This window comes from Brucella sp. BE17, from assembly GCF_039545455.1.
Classification (GTDB): domain Bacteria; phylum Pseudomonadota; class Alphaproteobacteria; order Rhizobiales; family Rhizobiaceae; genus Brucella.
The window spans coordinates 695,955-711,739 of record NZ_CP154467.1 but is presented as its reverse complement, the minus strand read 5'-3'; the positions used below and the strand labels follow the sequence as shown (position 1 = coordinate 711,739).

Genomic DNA, 15,785 nt, shown 5'->3' with positions numbered 1-15,785 from the left:
CGCCTATTTCTTGTCGGCAGGGGTGGCCGGGTTGATCGTGTTGTCGATGGCCACTGCGGCACCGGGCGAAAGCCGGTTCTGGCCAGCGGTAATGATAATATCGCCTTCCTTCAAACCGCTCTGGATCTCAACCACGCCCTGATAACGCCGACCGAGTTTCACGAAAACCTGTTGTGCCACCAGTTGTTCACCTTGTTCGGCTTGCTGTTTGGCGGCATCGTCTTTTGGCTCTGCCTTGCTTTGAGATGCATTCTCATCTTTTGTCTTTTCCTCCGGGCGCACAGCGAAGACGTAATCGCCGTAGAGGCTTGATACGATAGCGGTTTGCGGTATCGAGATGACACCGTTTTCTTCGGGCAGTTCTACGCGCACCTGAACAAATTGTCCCGGCGTGAGTTGCTGATCACCATTCGCAACTTCCGCACGCACCGAAACAAGGCGCGTGGCAGGGTCAATTTTGGGATCGATACCGGTAATCGTCCCGGTGAAGTTTAGGTTCCCGGCATTCGAACCAACCTTTACCGTCTGGCCGGCTTTCAGAACCGACAGCGATTGTTCCGGCACGGTGAAATCAATGCGCATCATCGTCGTGTCCTGCAATGTGGCAATCACCGTTCCCGGCGTCAGATACTGCCCGATATCAACCTTTTCGATACCGATGGTGCCGGAAAACGGTGCCTTAACCGTCTTTTGGGCGAGTGTCGCACGCATTTTTTCAACGGTTGCCTTGGCAGCATCGGCAGCAGATGAAGTCGAATCCACCTCGGAAACGGCACCGACACCACGGGTGCGAAGCGTATCGGCGCGCTTCAGGCGTTGCTGTGCCAGCATTTCTTCCGCTTCGGCCGCAGCAAGGTCGGCCTTCTGGATGCTATCTTCCATCTGAAGCAGAACAGCGCCCTTCTCAACCTTCTGGTTGGGCTTGAAGTCTATGCTCTGGATGATCCCGTCGATCTGCACCGTCAGGTCGACGCCGTTGCGCGCATGCGCTGTGCCGATGGCCTCAATGCCCGGCATCCACTTGCCCGGCTCTACGGTTACGGTCGAAACCGTCTGCGCCGGCTGCTCCATATTGGCGAAGAAATCCTTGATCGCTTGCGATCTAAACAGGTTGAAGCCGACAAGTCCCCCAACAACGACGACCAAAAATATGATTGCCAGAATAAGGCGTTTAATCATTGTGACTGCACTCCAGGCGGCCTGAGGGGAACATTTTACGCGGCTTTTTGCCATACGCCAAAATTGTCGCGCTATTTTGCTTGAACAACAAGGCGAAATAACTGTACCGTCCGGACGGTATTGTCAACATCCGAACTGTCAGGAAGTTTCATCAAGTTGTCGATTAAGGGAAAAAAATCTACGCGTGAGCGTATAGTGCGTGCAGCAGTTGAGCTTGCCTGGGAGGTTGGGCCTGCGCATTTGTCGCTTGATGCTGTAGCGGCACGGGCGGGACTGTCCAAAGGTGGGTTGCTTTATTATTTCCCCAGCAAAGCCAAGCTTCTGGAAGCTGTGGTCGAAGAATATATGAAAGAGCACGAGCGGGCGATGGAAGTGCAGGAAACCTTGCAATCCAGCGATAAAAACCGCGTCGCCCGCGCGTTGCTGGATGTCTATCGCTTGGAAGCAGATGATGAGCCGCATAATTGCGGTGTTCTGGCGGCGCTCGTCGAAAATCCCGATTTCATTGTTCCGGTTCGACATTACCATCGCAACCTCCTGGATCGCATAAAGGCGGATGCCAGCGATCCTGTCACGGCGATGATTGCCTATCTTGCGACATCGGGCCTTGAATGCAGCCGATTGCTTGACTGCGAGGTGACGACCGAAGATGAACAGATTGCTGTCTTCAGTCGTCTGGAAAAAATGTTAACGCTCTGATTCGGTCAGATCGGAATAATCTCTAAAGTGTCGGAATATCGCCGCGTTCCCAACCTGCCGTGGTTGCAGCCGCAAAATCATGCAGGCGGCCTTCGCTGATCGATCTGCGAATACCTTGCATCAGATATTGGTAGTAAGCGAGGTTGTTCCAGGTCAGCAGCATGCCACCGAGCGCTTCGCCCGATTTTACCAGATGATGCAGATAGGCGCGGCTATAGTCGCGCGCTGCCGGACAATCTGATTCCGGGTCGAGCGGCCGCGGGTCTTCAGCATGGCGCGCATTGCGCAAGTTGACCTTGCCAAAGCGCGTGAAAGCAAGTCCGTGCCGCCCTGCCCTTGTCGGCATGACGCAGTCGAACATGTCGATACCACGTGCGACCGATTTCAGAATATCGTCAGGTGTTCCAACTCCCATAAGATAGCGCGGTTTTTCAGATGGCAGGATCGGGCAGACGACTTCGAGCATTTCCAGCATAACCGCCTGCGGTTCGCCGACCGCAAGTCCGCCAACCGAATAGCCTTTCAAATCCATGCTCTTCAAGGCTTCTGCCGAACGTTCGCGCAGCCGTGCTACATCGCCGCCCTGTACGATACCGAACATGGCCTTGCCGGGCTGATCACCAAAGGCAATCTTGCATCGCTCTGCCCACCGAAGCGATAATTCCATGGCACGCTCGGTATTGCTTTCCGGTGACGGCAGCGCCACGCATTCATCAAGCTGCATCTGGATATCGCTATCAAGCAGCCCCTGAATTTCAATCGAGCGTTCCGGCGTCATTTCATAGGGCTTGCCGTCAATATGCGAGCGGAAAGTAACGCCATTCTCATTAAGCTTACGTAATTGCGCCAGCGACATGACCTGAAAACCGCCGGAATCGGTTAGGATCGGGCCTTTCCAGCCACCAAATTCATGCAATCCGCCAAGCCGTGACACGCGCTCGGCTCCGGGGCGCAGCATCAGGTGATAGGTGTTGCCCAAAATAATGTCGGCACCAAGTTCCTTCACCTGATCCATATACATGGCCTTGACGGTTCCGGCGGTTCCCACCGGCATGAAGGCAGGCGTGCGCACCACGCCCCGCGGCATGGAAATTTCGCCCTGCCGCGCAGCACCATCGTGCGCGAGCACCTTGAATTCAAAATTATTGCTGGTCATGGTCTGTCTTTAACTTTGTCAGCACGTTCTAGCAAGCTGCCGTCGCCATAGGAATAAAAGCGATAGCCGTTGCTGATGGCGTGGTTATAGGCATCACGCATCGTCTCAAGACCGCTGAAGGCCGAAACCAGCATGAAAAGCGTCGAGCGCGGCAGGTGGAAATTGGTCATCAGCATATCGACGGCACGGAAACGATAGCCGGGCGTAATGAAAATATCGGTCGCGCCCGACCATGGCCGTACCACGCCATCCTCACCGGTTGCACTCTCGATGAGGCGTAGCGAGGTGGTACCGACACAGACGATGCGCCCGCCCCGCTTATGTACGGCGTTCAACGCATCGGCTGTATGTTGCGAAACATGACCGATCTCGGCATGCATCTTGTGCTTTTCGGTATCGTCGGCCTTTACGGGCAGAAACGTGCCTGCGCCGACATGCAGCGTCACGAAATGTTCCTCAATGCCTTTGGCCTTGATCTTTTCCAGAAGCTCCGGCGTAAAATGCAGTCCTGCGGTGGGGGCTGCGACAGCCCCTTCCTCACGCGCATAAACGGTCTGGTAATCGCGGCGGTCGCGCTCGTCCTCGGCACGCTTGGAGGCAATATAGGGCGGCAGTGGAATATGTCCGACCGCAGCGATTGCTTCATCGAGCGCTGCCGCAGAGAGAGCGAACACCAGCAGCGCCTCGCCTGCATCGCCCTTTTCAGTAACCGTTGCATCGAGCGCGCCCAGAAAACAGCTAGAGCCGGAATGGCCGAAACGGATACGGTCTCCCTGCTTCACCCGCTTGGCGGGGCGCAGAAACGCCTTCCAGCGATCAGGACCGGTTCGCATATGCAGCGTGGCACTGACTTGTGAGACATTACCATTACGCTCACGTGATCCTTCAAGTTGTGCCGGTATCACCTTGGTATCATTGAAAACAAGCGCGTCGCCTGCCTCCAAGAAATCCGGCAGATCGCAGACAAGGTGATCTTCGACAGTTTTACCGGGACACACGTGCAGAAGCTTTGCCTGATCGCGCGGCTCCACGGGCCTGAGAGCAATACGCTCGTCGGGCAGCTCAAAATCGAAAAGATCGACACGCATGCGATAACCTTTATTAGAGCACAAGTCCTATCGGAGCGAAGCGAGGATGGATAAGATTATGCTTGAAATAAAAAACCTTAGAGCGCCAACCTGATTTAATCAGGTTGAAAACCACTCTAAGCAGTCCGGCACATAAAACACGGCCCCGGTAGAACCGGAGCCGCAATTTTTGAGATAGAATCGATAATCAGGCGTCGGCGGCGATGCTTGCCTTGACGATCTGGTCGGGATCAGTCACCGGCTCGCCGCGCTTGATCTGGTCGACATTGTCCATGCCTTCAACGACCTGGCCCCAGACGGTGTACTGTCGGTCAAGCCAGGGCGCATCGGTGAAGCAGATGAAGAACTGCGAATTAGCAGAATTCGGGTTCTGCGAACGCGCCATCGAAGCCGTACCGCGCTTGTGCGAGCTGTTGGAAAACTCGGCTTTCAGGTCTGGCTTGTCCGAACCACCCATGCCTGCACGCGAAGCGTTGAACTGAGCGCCACCCGACTTGCCAAACTTCACGTCACCGGTCTGCGCCATGAAACCGTCGATCACGCGATGGAAAACCACGCCGTCATATGCGCCTTCGCGGGCCAGTTCCTTGATACGGGCTACGTGATCTGGTGCCAGATCGGGGTATAGTTCGAGAACGACATTGCCCTTGGTGGTTTCTAGAATGAGCGTGTTTTCGGGGTCTTTATAAGCCATAAGGGCCTCTCCTGTTTTTAAAGCTGATTATTTTCCGGCCGTGATGGTGGCCTTGATGATCTTGTCCGGGTTTTCAACGGCACCATTATTGGCTGCGCTACCCTTTTTAATCTTATCGATGGCTTCCATACCGCTGACAACCTTGCCAACAACCGTATATTGGCCATTGAGCGAAGAGCCTTCATCGAACATGATGAAGAACTGCGAATTGGCAGAATTGGGGCTCTGGCTGCGGGCCATACCGACTGTGCCGCGCACAAAAGGTTCCTTGGAGAACTCGGCTGGAATATTGTCATAGTCGGACCCGCCAGTGCCAACGCGTGTGGCGTCAAAGCTCTTGTCGATATTGCCGAATTTTACATCGCCTGTCTGTGCCATGAAACCCGGAATGACGCGATGGAACGCAACACCGTCATAAGCGCCTTCACGCGTCAGTTTTTCAATCTGCGCGACATGCTTGGGAGCCAGATCAGGGCGCAGTTCGATTGCAACGTCGCCGCCCTTGAGTTTTAGGTTAAGCGTATCAGCTGCATTGGCTGATTGGACGACGCTCTGCGAAAGAGCAAAAATGGCGGCCGCCGCAAGCGTTGAACGAATAAACGACATATGTAAAAACTCCTTGGTCAGGACGTGAATTTTGTTTTGAGGGCAGCCGCGACCGCTGCCGGTACGAAAGGCTTTATATCTCCGCCCATGGATGCAATCTGGCGAACCAATGTGGCGGTAATCGTGCGTACCGCCGGATCGGCGGGTAGAAAAACCGTCTGTAATTCCGGTGCCATTACGCCGTTCATGCCCGCCATCTGCATTTCGTAATCAAGATCGGTTCCGTCGCGAAGCCCGCGCACCATGAGGCTTGCGCCATGCGCACGGGCCACATCAATCACCAGATTGTCAAAGGAAATGACGGAAACGCGTGCTGCATCCTTGTCAAGAGCTGCCCTTGCGCTCTCACCGATCAGGGCGGCGCGCTCATCGAAGCTAAAGAGTGGCTTTTTACCCGGATGCACGCCAATAGCCACGATAACGCGATCAGCAAGGCGCAACGCACCTTTCAAAACATCCATATGGCCATTGGTCACGGGATCGAAAGAGCCCGCATAGATCGCGATTGTCATTTCTTTCAGCTAGCCCTTTTTGACAGAGTTTTCAACAATTCAGAAGATAAGAATTTAGAAACCAAGAAAACAAATGAATGTGGAATGAACAAGAGTTTCAGACCGAGTTCACAAGCGATTTACCATAGTGGGTCCAAGTTCGATGCAACCTTTTCGCAGCTCAAGCGTATTTATATCGAAAGGATGACCTGAGATGATGATATTTCTTCTGGCTTTATCCATGATGGTCGCGATGGCTGCATCGGCGATTGTCCTGCTCCTCGAAGAAGGAGCAAAACGCCCACGCGCGCGTCCGGCTGCATTCAGCCTTAATACGATGCGTAAGCTCGGTTCTCATTAGATCGCGTTTCGATCTGACTGAATCAGATCTTCGCTATAATTTCTTCTACTGGAGCATAATCCTATGATCCTCGTTTCACCTGGTCGGATTAAGCTTTAAGCCCGATTACAGGCAGCCAATATCCTCCAGTCTTGGCGTCTGAAAATCCGGCATCTGAAAAAGGCCGATGGTGAAAACCATCGGCCTTTTTATTGTCTTACGATTGCAACAGCCAAACAAACTATTCTTCGCTTGTCGTCGGAGTTTCTGGAGCTGAGGTTTCGGCTGATGGCTCTTCGACGACAGCAACATCGCCTTCCAGGCCATTTTCCTCATCGGCATCCGTCTCGGATATAGGCTCGACCGAAACGACCTTTTCGCCATCCGCCGTGTTGAAGATGGTGACGCCCTTTGTCGAACGCCCGGCAATACGGATACCGCCAACCGGAACACGGATCAGTTGCCCACCATCTGAAACCAGCAGAATCTGGTCGCTGGCTTCAACCGGGAACAGAGCCACAAGCTTGCCGATCTCTTCCGTCTTGGAGGTATCGGTGGCGCGGATACCCTTGCCACCACGGCCGGAAACACGGAACTCGTAGGAAGACGAGCGCTTGCCATAGCCATATTCGCTCACCGTCAAAACGGTCTGCTCACGGGCTTTGAGTTCCTGATAACGTTCGTCATTAAGCTCGGTTTCAGTGCCGACCTCTTCGCCGACCACAACGATATCATCGACGTCATCAGCACCTTGCGCACGGCGCTCGGCAATGGAGCGCTTGAGATAGCTGGCACGCTGTGACGCATCCGCATCGACATGATGCAGGATCGCCATCGAGATAACCTTGTCACCTTCCGCCAGATTGATGCCGCGCACGCCGATCGAATTGCGGCCTGCAAAGACGCGCACATCGGTGACGGGGAAGCGGATGCACTGACCACCTGCGCAGGTCAAAAGCACATCGTCGAATTCCGTACAGGTATCGACCGAGAGAATTTCATCGCTCTCGTCTTCCAGCTTCATCGCAATCTTGCCGTTGCGGTTAACCTGAACGAAATCACTGAGCTTGTTACGGCGAACCGTACCACGCGTGGTCGAGAACATGACGTCGAGATTGCCCCAAGATTCTTCATCCTCCGGCAATGGCATGATGGTGGTAATACGCTCGCCCTGCTGCAATGGCAGCATGTTGATGAGCGCCTTGCCGCGCGATTGCGGATTGCCGACCGGCAAACGCCAGACCTTTTCCTTATAAACAATGCCACGCGAGGAGAAGAACAGCACCGGCGTGTGCGTATTGGCAACGAACAGACGGGTTACGAAATCCTCGTCCTTGGTCGCCATGCCGGAGCGGCCCTTGCCGCCACGGCGCTGCGCACGGTAGGTCGCCAGCGGCACACGCTTGATGTAACCGGCATGGCTGACGGTGACGACCATATCTTCGCGGGCGATGAGATCTTCATCGTCCATTTCAGCCCCGCCAAGACCGAATTCAGTGCGGCGCGGAGTGGCGAACTCGTCGCGCACGGCAATCATCTCGTCCTTGACGATGGTCATCACGCGTGTACGAGAACCCAGAATATCCAGATAATCGCGGATTTCCTCGCCAATCTTGTTCAACTCGTCCGCAACCTCGTCGCGACCAAGCGCGGTCAAACGTTGCAGGCGCAGTTCAAGAATGGCGCGAGCCTGTTCCTCGGACAGATTATAGGTGCTGTCGTCATTGAGCTTATGACGCGGATCATCAATCAGGCGAATGAGCGGTGCCACGTCAGAAGCGGGCCAGCGGCGTTCCATCAACTGTTCACGCGCCGTTGCCGGATCGGGCGCACGGCGGATAAGCGCAATGATTTCATCGATATTGGCAACAGCAATCGCCAGACCAACCAAGACATGCGCGCGGTCCCGCGCCTTGTTGAGCAGGAACTTTGTGCGCCGTGTGACGACTTCCTCGCGGAACGCCACGAAAGCACGCAACATGTCGAGCAGGTTGAGCAGTTCCGGCTTACCGCCATTAAGTGCCACCATATTGCAGCCAAAAGAGGTCTGCAACGGCGTGTAGCGATAAAGCTGGTTCAGCACCACATCGGCCACGGCATCGCGCTTCAATTCCACCACGACGCGATAGCCGTCACGGTCGGATTCATCGCGCAGATCGGAAATGCCCTCGATGCGCTTGTCGCGCACCAGTTCGGCCATTTTCTCGATCATCGAAGCCTTATTCACCTGATAGGGGACTTCTGTGATGATGATCGCCTGACGATCACCACGGATTTCCTCGATCGAGGTACGTCCGCGCATAATGACCGAGCCGCGCCCTGTCGTATAGGCCGAATTGATGCCCGCACGACCGAGAATAATGCCACCGGTGGGAAAGTCGGGACCGGGAATGATTTCCATCAATTCCGAAAGGTCAATCGCCGGATTGTCGATCAGCGCCACACAGCCGTCGATGATTTCACCCAGATTATGCGGCGGAATATTGGTGGCCATGCCGACGGCAATACCACCCGAACCATTGACGAGCAGGTTCGGAAAACGCGCCGGCAGAACCACCGGCTCGTGTTCGCGACCGTCGTAATTGTCCTGAAAATCAACCGTATCCTTATCGATATCCGAAAGGAGCGATTCGGTCACCTTTTCCAGACGGCACTCGGTATAGCGCATCGCCGCAGGCGGATCACCATCGATGGAGCCGAAATTGCCCTGCCCGTCCACAAGTGGATCGCGCAAGGAAAAATCCTGCGCCATGCGCACGAGGGCGTCATAGATGGAAGCGTCGCCATGCGGGTGGAATTTACCCATGACCTCACCGACCACACCCGCCGATTTACGGTAAGGGCGGTTATAGGCGAGGTTCATCTCGTTCATGGCATGAAGAATGCGCCGGTGCACGGGCTTGAGACCGTCGCGCACGTCGGGAAGCGCACGGCTCACGATAACGCTCATCGCGTAATCGAGATAGGAACGCTGCATTTCCTCAATAATGGAGATCGGTTCGATACCGCTTGGTCCAATCGGACCATCATGCATGTCACCGGAACCGGGCGGAGGTGTTTGATCTGACACTATTCAGATATCTTTCTCAACAGAATCGATAAAGTCTCTTTATAAAGGAAGACTGCGCAAAACGCCAATTTCAAGACGCTTTCGCCGGGTTAAATACATCATCTGGATCAACACCTTACAAGATATTCACATAAACATTGCGCATCTATCTTGTGACACCGTGCGCTTTGCATCGACCATTGGGCTCATATCGTTTAGTGTCAGGCAATTGAATGAGCATGTAATTCAATTCAAAGGGGCAAGACGAGCATGGGGTACTACGATACGGTTTTTAGCGCCTTCGTGACCCTGCTTGTCACCATCGATCCTCCGGGTCTGGCACCGCTGTTTCTGGCGCTGACGCCGGGCATGGATCGCAATCATCGCGCTCAGGTCGCCTTGCGCGCATCCATTATCAGTCTGGCCGTCATGGTGCTATTTGCCGTTGCCGGAGCGCAGATTCTTGGCATGTTCGGCATTTCAATCGGCGCTTTTCGTGTGGCGGGTGGTCTTTTGCTGTTCTGGATCGCTTTCGAGATGATTTTCGAGAAGCGAACCGAGCGCAAGGAAAAGAGCGCTGAAGTGGCGATCACCAAGGATCATATCCGTAATATCGCAGCCTTCCCGCTCGCCATCCCGTTAATTGCCGGACCGGGAGCGATTTCGGCCATCGTGCTAACGTCGAATTCCTTTCAGGGCCTGGGACCGCGTCTCATGCTGATCGTCGTTATCTTTGTGTGTCTGTTGATCACCTATCTCGTGCTCAGGCTTGCGGAACGCGTTGACCGGTTTCTCGGCGAAACCGGTCGTTCCATCCTGACGCGGCTTCTGGGTGTCATTCTGGCGGCGCTCGCAGTGCAGTTCGTGGCGGATGGTGTGAAGACGCTGGTCGCGTCCTAAACTGTCGGGAGCGCCTTCTTTCCAATCATGGCTTTGCGCCGCGATGAATGTAGATCAATTATTTTTAGATTATAATTAAGTTCAAAAAATCTCATTAATATGTTGTTTTAGTTATCTTTATTAAGATATTTACAAAATCTGTTATTGATGTTTCAACGTCTTCGGAGTTGTCGAGTGTGACGACATTATCTGCCTGATCATCAAATCGGACTTCACGCAAAAGACGCTGTTCGATCTGCTCACGGGTTTCGCGACCACGTGCGGCCAGTCGCTTGGCAAGAACCTCTTGCCGAGCCGTGATCAAAACGACGGCATGCGATGGGTAAAGCCTGCGCACATCAGCGAGAACCCGGCGTGATATATTGGCGATAACAACTTTACCGTTTTCGATTTGCACATCAAGGGACTTGGGCAGGCCATAATGCAATCCATGTGCTTGCCAGTCGAGAGCAAAGGCATCCTCGCCTTGTGCCTTGATAAATCCCGCTTCATCAAGACTGTCATGGTCCTCCGTGCCGGGCATTTGCGGGCGTGTAATGACGCGGCGCACGAAATGAAATCGTACATCATCTGCAAGTTCTGCGCGTGCGGCATCCATCAGCGTATCTTTTCCAGCACCACTGGGGCCGACAACGACAACAAAACAGCCTTTTAGATGGATAGGTTTATCCTGCATCACAACACCCGCTCCACTTCACGCCAAACACCGCGCACGACAGGAATAGTACCGATCAAACGCATGCGCACCAGATCGCAACGCTTTCCCACGGCAATTTTGCCGCAATCTTGCATGCAGACCGCAGAATCGTATCTGGCAAGGCGCGACAAAGATTCAGTATTCCATGATTCTATGACGCGTTTTCGTCCGACCAAATGCCATATACGAAATGAGTGAATATCACTCAGTTGAAAACCGTATTTTCATTATCAACAATGAATGCATATTCAGGAAAATAATGCCCAAATTGACAAAAACCCCGCCGTAGGCGGGGTTCCAGTCAGCACACATATACAAAGTTATGTCGCACACTTCTCGTGCTTTGACGCCAAAGTCGAATTCGATTTTTATAAAGCACGCTGCGTAAACTCTATCGTTGAGACGCGATCTTTGTGCGCTCGAGTGGGCGTGGCGCACCCTATAGGAAATTAGAACGGAATTTCGTCGTCGAGATCGCGGGAGAAGTTTCCGCCACCTGATGAGGATGAAGGCGAAGATGACGGACCCGACGAGCCAAAATCGCCGCTGCCGCCGCCGGAATAATCGGACATCTGGTTGCGATTGTTACCGCCGCCGAACGAACGTCCCTGATCGCCGCTGTCGCCACGGCTGTCGAGCATCTGCAATTCGCCACGGAATTTCTGCAACACGATTTCCGTCGTGTAACGATCATTGCCGTTCTGGTCCTGCCATTTGCGGGTCTGAAGCGCACCCTCGATGTAAACCTTGGCACCCTTCTTCAGATATTGCTCAGCTACCTTGGCCAGATTTTCGTTGAAAATGACCACGCTATGCCACTCGGTACGCTCCTTGCGCTCCCCGGACTGGCGGTCGCGCCAGCTTTCCGATGTCGCGATACGCAGATTGGCAACTGAATCACCTGAATTCAGACGACGAATTTCCGGATCGGCACCAAGATTGCCGACCAGAATAACCTTGTTGACGCTACCAGCCATCGAAAACTTACTCCGGATCTCACATATCGCCCTGTCTCTAACCATTGGTCCAATAAAGGGCGTTTCAAAAATGGACGGACACAAATCTCCGCCATCTAAAGCTCAGTATCTCACCTTACAGGAATGAAGCCAAAAACGCTCAACATGCATGGATGAATTTCATAAATGTCCACAGACGATTTATGTTCGCGTTTTGTTCGAAGCGCAAGCATAAATAAACTTAAATACGCAATTCCATACGAAATGATCGTTTTTCTGCATTCAATAGCCGATGCTGCGCGAAAAGTCAGTCGATTTAGATAAAAGTCAACTCACAGGGAAAAGCCCCGCCGCTCACTGTTTATCTGGCGCGCAGGGCTTAATTTGGAGCTAAGCTCGTATGTTGGCAATAATTCGCCGACACATCTCCCGGAATAAATCGGCGTACCGTCCGCTTCATTCCGCGCATGTTCAGATTTTCAGCAATCGAAGCTTTCACCAACGCCGCGTTATTCCTGACGAAATAGAACGAACGAGATTGCATCCGATTGTGCTTTCATTTTCATGAAAGCCAGACAGTGTGGTCAGGTGGACTCATGCTCCTTGCCTCCTACCGGGTTTTATCGCGTTACTTGGACCTCTTGTCGATATCGCGCCTTCCGTTTGCGACACCTCTCCAAATCCAGCGACAACAGCAGTCTGCGCCTGTCAGGATCCTTAGTCAACGCTCTTGCGTTCACATTTCTTATCGCCTATCAGAAGGCTGGTTGTTCGACCTTTGTTCTAATGCTAGAACAACAAAAAATTCGGATGGCAAAACCTTCTTTCCCAAAGGATTTGCACCATATGAGGGACTGACAGGAGAATTTTCTCCCATAGACGGCTTCCCAGGACATCAAGGCAGGCAGGACGCGAAATGAGCGATCTGAAATTCATTTCCATACGTGGCGCACGCGAGCATAATCTCAAGAATGTCGATCTCGATCTTCCGCGTGACAAGCTGATCGTCATGACAGGGCTTTCCGGTTCAGGGAAATCGTCGCTTGCCTTTGATACGATCTACGCCGAAGGCCAGCGCCGTTATGTGGAGAGCCTTTCGGCCTATGCGCGCCAGTTTCTCGAAATGATGCAGAAGCCGGACGTCGACCAGATCGACGGTCTGTCACCAGCCATTTCCATTGAACAGAAGACCACAAGCCGCAACCCGCGCTCGACGGTCGGAACCGTAACCGAAATCTACGATTATATGCGCCTGCTTTTTGCGCGTGTGGGCGTGCCCTACTCGCCCGCTACGGGACTGCCGATTGAAAGCCAAACAGTCAGCCAGATGGTCGACCGCGTGATAGCGCTTGAAGAAGGCACGCGGCTTTATATCCTCGCACCCATCGTGCGCGGGCGTAAGGGCGAATATAAAAAGGAACTTGCCGAGCTTCAGAAAAAGGGCTTTCAGCGTGTCAAGGTGGATGGCACTTTCTATGAGATTGCCGACGCTCCGGCACTCGACAAAAAATACAAGCACGACATCGATGTGGTTGTGGATCGCGTCGTGGTGCGTGCCGATCTCGCATCGCGCCTCGCCGACAGTCTCGAAACCTGTTTGAGGCTTGCGGACGGGTTGGCGATCGCAGAATTTGCCGACAAACCTTTGCCCGTGAAAGAAACCGCAGAAGGCGGTGCGGCCAACAAATCCGCCAATGAGACGCATGAACGCGTTCTTTTTTCAGAAAAGTTCGCCTGTCCCGTTTCAGGCTTTACCATTCCCGAAATCGAACCGCGTCTGTTTTCGTTCAACAATCCGTTCGGTGCTTGCCCAACCTGCGATGGTCTGGGAACCCAACAGGCCATAGACCCGCATTTGATCGTACCCGATGAAAATGCGACGCTGAAAGATGGAGCCATAGCGCCTTGGGCGCGATCCTCTTCTCCCTATTACAGCCAGACGCTGGAAGCGCTCGGCAAGGCCTATAGCTTTAAGACTGGCAGCCGCTGGGCCGATCTCTCGAACGAAGCACAGCAAGCCATTCTTTACGGCACCAAGGGTCGTGAAATCTCCTTCCAGTATGATGACGGCTTGCGCTCCTATCAGACGACCAAGACTTTCGAGGGCGTTATTCCCAATCTCGAACGCCGCTGGAAAGAGACAGATTCAGCATGGTCGCGCGAGGAAATCGAGCGTTTCATGTCGTCATCGCCCTGCCCTGCCTGTAATGGATATCGCCTTAAGCCGGAATCCCTGGCGGTCAAGATCGGCATGAAACATATTGGCGAAGTCACCGCCATGTCGATCCGCAATGCCGATCAATGGTTTCGCGACATCGATAGCAGTTTCAACGAAAAGCAACGCGAGATCGCAGCCCGTATCTTGAAGGAAATTCGCGAACGCCTGCAATTCCTCAATGATGTCGGGCTCGATTATCTCACACTGGCGCGGAATTCCGGTACGCTGTCGGGTGGGGAAAGCCAACGTATTCGTCTTGCCTCACAAATCGGTTCAGGCCTCACAGGCGTGCTCTATGTGCTCGATGAGCCATCCATTGGCCTACATCAGCGCGACAATGCCCGCCTGCTCGATACACTGCGCCATCTGCGTGATCTCGGCAACACGGTGATCGTGGTCGAACATGACGAAGATGCCATTTTGACCGCCGATTATGTGGTCGATATCGGTCCGGCGGCGGGCGTGCATGGCGGACGGGTTATTGCCGAAGGCACGCCTGACGCTATCATGTCCAACACCAATTCACTGACCGGCAAATATTTGTCCGGCGTGATGGAAGTAGTCGTCCCGTCTGAGCGCCGCAAGATTTCCAAGACAAAGCGTGTCCGGGTGGTTGGCGCACGCGGTAACAATCTAAAAAACGTCTCCGCAGATATTCCTCTCGGCACATTTACGGCGGTGACGGGTGTTTCCGGTGGCGGCAAATCGACTTTCCTGATTGAAACCTTGTTCAAGGCGGCCTCGCGCCGTATTATGGGCTCGCGCGAGCATCCGTCCGAGCATGATCGCATCGAGGGACTAGAATACCTCGACAAGGTCATCGATATCGATCAGTCGCCGATCGGACGTACGCCGCGCTCCAATCCCGCCACTTACACAGGCGCCTTCACACCCATCCGAGACTGGTTTTCTGGCCTGCCGGAAGCTAAGGCGCGTGGTTATCAGCCCGGGCGCTTCTCCTTCAATGTGAAGGGCGGGCGCTGCGAGGCCTGTCAGGGCGATGGTGTCATCAAAATCGAGATGCACTTTTTGCCGGATGTCTATGTCACCTGCGATGTCTGCCATGGCAAGCGTTACAACCGCGAAACGCTTGATGTGCTGTTTAAGGGCAAATCGATTGCCGATGTGCTGGATATGACGGTCGAGGAAGGCGCTGAGTTCTTTTCCGCAGTCCCTGCGGTCCGTGATAAGCTCGAAACACTGGTGAAAGTCGGGCTTGGCTATATCAAGGTTGGCCAGCAGGCGACAACGCTTTCCGGTGGTGAGGCACAGCGCGTGAAACTTGCCAAGGAATTGTCACGCAAAGCGACCGGACGCACGCTTTATATTCTCGACGAACCCACCACGGGGCTGCATTTCCATGACGTAGCAAAACTGCTCGAAGTGCTGCATGAACTGGTCGAGCAAGGCAACACGGTGGTGGTGATCGAGCATAATCTCGAAGTCATCAAGACGGCGGACTGGGTGATCGATCTTGGTCCTGAAGGCGGTGATGGCGGCGGCGAGATTGTTGCAGTCGGACGCCCGGAGGATATCGTCACCGAGCAGCGCTCTTATACCGGGCAGTTTCTCAAGGAATTGCTGGAACGTCGACCGGTGCGCAAGACAGAAGCAGCGGAATAGCATTGCATTCAAAAAGTCGTATTCCAGACGTGAAAAAGCCCGGACAAGCCGGGCTTTAAAACGGTTACTCGGTAAACCGAGATAACCGG

Annotated in this window: 13 protein-coding genes and 1 pseudogene; 5 read left to right on the top strand and 9 right to left on the bottom strand. The window is 53.8% G+C overall.

Translation table 11 applies throughout. From position 1 onward, the window contains the following. Window positions 1-3 precede the first annotated feature (3 nt). Window positions 4-1,179 carry an efflux RND transporter periplasmic adaptor subunit gene (locus AAIB41_RS03450; protein ID WP_343314214.1) on the bottom strand — a complete coding sequence of 392 codons (1,176 nt, stop codon included), beginning with the start codon at window positions 1,177-1,179 and terminating at the stop codon, window positions 4-6. 156 nt (window positions 1,180-1,335) lie between these two features. On the opposite strand from AAIB41_RS03450, the gene AAIB41_RS03445 reads away from it, so the two are divergent. Further along, entirely contained in the window at window positions 1,336-1,878 is a 543-nt protein-coding gene (locus tag AAIB41_RS03445) for a TetR/AcrR family transcriptional regulator (protein WP_343314212.1), read from the top strand. 22 nt (window positions 1,879-1,900) lie between these two features. Here AAIB41_RS03445 and tgt read toward each other — a convergent pair whose 3' ends face one another. From tgt to coaD, 5 genes are all read right to left on the bottom strand, one after another. Beyond that, window positions 1,901-3,034 (bottom strand): tRNA guanosine(34) transglycosylase Tgt, encoded by a 1,134-nt coding sequence (gene tgt / locus AAIB41_RS03440; RefSeq protein ID WP_343314211.1) that lies wholly within the window; start codon window positions 3,032-3,034, stop codon window positions 1,901-1,903. After that, the gene (gene queA / locus AAIB41_RS03435; protein ID WP_343314209.1) at window positions 3,031-4,122 is read right to left on the bottom strand and encodes a tRNA preQ1(34) S-adenosylmethionine ribosyltransferase-isomerase QueA; all 1,092 of its coding nucleotides are present in this window, start codon (window positions 4,120-4,122) and stop codon (window positions 3,031-3,033) included. Before queA ends, tgt begins: the two co-directional genes overlap by 4 nt. 187 nt (window positions 4,123-4,309) lie before the next feature. After that, window positions 4,310-4,816 (bottom strand): peptidylprolyl isomerase, encoded by a 507-nt coding sequence (locus tag AAIB41_RS03430; RefSeq protein ID WP_343314207.1) that lies wholly within the window; start codon window positions 4,814-4,816, stop codon window positions 4,310-4,312. Window positions 4,817-4,843: 27 nt separating this feature from the next. After that, window positions 4,844-5,422 carry a peptidylprolyl isomerase gene (locus tag AAIB41_RS03425; RefSeq protein WP_343314206.1) on the bottom strand — a complete coding sequence of 193 codons (579 nt, stop codon included), beginning with the start codon at window positions 5,420-5,422 and terminating at the stop codon, window positions 4,844-4,846. 17 nt (window positions 5,423-5,439) lie between these two features. Beyond that, window positions 5,440-5,934 carry a pantetheine-phosphate adenylyltransferase gene (gene coaD / locus AAIB41_RS03420; RefSeq protein WP_343314205.1) on the bottom strand — a complete coding sequence of 165 codons (495 nt, stop codon included), beginning with the start codon at window positions 5,932-5,934 and terminating at the stop codon, window positions 5,440-5,442. 193 nt (window positions 5,935-6,127) lie between these two features. On the opposite strand from coaD, the gene AAIB41_RS03415 reads away from it, so the two are divergent. Then, complete coding sequence (locus tag AAIB41_RS03415) at window positions 6,128-6,274, top strand: hypothetical protein (RefSeq protein ID WP_343314204.1); 147 nt, start codon at window positions 6,128-6,130, stop codon at window positions 6,272-6,274. A 220-nt stretch (window positions 6,275-6,494) separates the two neighbouring features. Here AAIB41_RS03415 and gyrA read toward each other — a convergent pair whose 3' ends face one another. After that, window positions 6,495-9,287, bottom strand: a complete 2,793-nt coding sequence (gene gyrA / locus AAIB41_RS03410) for a DNA gyrase subunit A (RefSeq protein WP_343314797.1) — start codon at window positions 9,285-9,287, stop codon at window positions 6,495-6,497. A 285-nt stretch (window positions 9,288-9,572) separates the two neighbouring features. On the opposite strand from gyrA, the gene AAIB41_RS03405 reads away from it, so the two are divergent. Next, window positions 9,573-10,202, top strand: a complete 630-nt coding sequence (locus AAIB41_RS03405) for a MarC family protein (RefSeq protein ID WP_343314202.1) — start codon at window positions 9,573-9,575, stop codon at window positions 10,200-10,202. Window positions 10,203-10,296: 94 nt separating this feature from the next. Here AAIB41_RS03405 and phnN read toward each other — a convergent pair whose 3' ends face one another. Further along, window positions 10,297-10,878, bottom strand: a complete 582-nt coding sequence (gene phnN, locus AAIB41_RS03400; RefSeq protein WP_343314201.1) for a phosphonate metabolism protein/1,5-bisphosphokinase (PRPP-forming) PhnN — start codon at window positions 10,876-10,878, stop codon at window positions 10,297-10,299. A gap of 470 nt (window positions 10,879-11,348) precedes the next feature. Further along, window positions 11,349-11,876, bottom strand: a complete 528-nt coding sequence (locus AAIB41_RS03395; protein WP_343314199.1) for a single-stranded DNA-binding protein — start codon at window positions 11,874-11,876, stop codon at window positions 11,349-11,351. Window positions 11,877-12,451: 575 nt separating this feature from the next. Here AAIB41_RS03395 and AAIB41_RS03390 point away from each other — a divergent pair. Next, window positions 12,452-12,713: pseudogene (locus AAIB41_RS03390) on the top strand (hypothetical protein). A gap of 58 nt (window positions 12,714-12,771) precedes the next feature. Beyond that, window positions 12,772-15,696 carry an excinuclease ABC subunit UvrA gene (gene uvrA, locus AAIB41_RS03385; RefSeq protein ID WP_343314198.1) on the top strand — a complete coding sequence of 975 codons (2,925 nt, stop codon included), beginning with the start codon at window positions 12,772-12,774 and terminating at the stop codon, window positions 15,694-15,696. Window positions 15,697-15,785: the final 89 nt, after the last annotated feature.

What these genes read in the sequence shown, in the direction of transcription:
- phnN (WP_343314201.1), bottom strand. Translation starts at nt 10,878, where the DNA reads ATGCAGGATAAACCTATCCATCTAAAAGGCTGTTTTGTTGTCGTTGTC.
- AAIB41_RS03430 (WP_343314207.1), bottom strand. Translation starts at nt 4,816, where the DNA reads ATGGCTTATAAAGACCCCGAAAACACGCTCATTCTAGAAACCACCAAG.
- AAIB41_RS03425 (WP_343314206.1), bottom strand. Translation starts at nt 5,422, where the DNA reads ATGTCGTTTATTCGTTCAACGCTTGCGGCGGCCGCCATTTTTGCTCTT.
- coaD (WP_343314205.1), bottom strand. Translation starts at nt 5,934, where the DNA reads ATGACAATCGCGATCTATGCGGGCTCTTTCGATCCCGTGACCAATGGC.
- gyrA (WP_343314797.1), bottom strand. Translation starts at nt 9,287, where the DNA reads ATGCATGATGGTCCGATTGGACCAAGCGGTATCGAACCGATCTCCATT.
- AAIB41_RS03405 (WP_343314202.1), top strand. Translation starts at nt 9,573, where the DNA reads ATGGGGTACTACGATACGGTTTTTAGCGCCTTCGTGACCCTGCTTGTC.
- uvrA (WP_343314198.1), top strand. Translation starts at nt 12,772, where the DNA reads ATGAGCGATCTGAAATTCATTTCCATACGTGGCGCACGCGAGCATAAT.
- AAIB41_RS03450 (WP_343314214.1), bottom strand. Translation starts at nt 1,179, where the DNA reads ATGATTAAACGCCTTATTCTGGCAATCATATTTTTGGTCGTCGTTGTT.
- AAIB41_RS03395 (WP_343314199.1), bottom strand. Translation starts at nt 11,876, where the DNA reads ATGGCTGGTAGCGTCAACAAGGTTATTCTGGTCGGCAATCTTGGTGCC.
- tgt (WP_343314211.1), bottom strand. Translation starts at nt 3,034, where the DNA reads ATGACCAGCAATAATTTTGAATTCAAGGTGCTCGCGCACGATGGTGCT.
- queA (WP_343314209.1), bottom strand. Translation starts at nt 4,122, where the DNA reads ATGCGTGTCGATCTTTTCGATTTTGAGCTGCCCGACGAGCGTATTGCT.
- AAIB41_RS03415 (WP_343314204.1), top strand. Translation starts at nt 6,128, where the DNA reads ATGATGATATTTCTTCTGGCTTTATCCATGATGGTCGCGATGGCTGCA.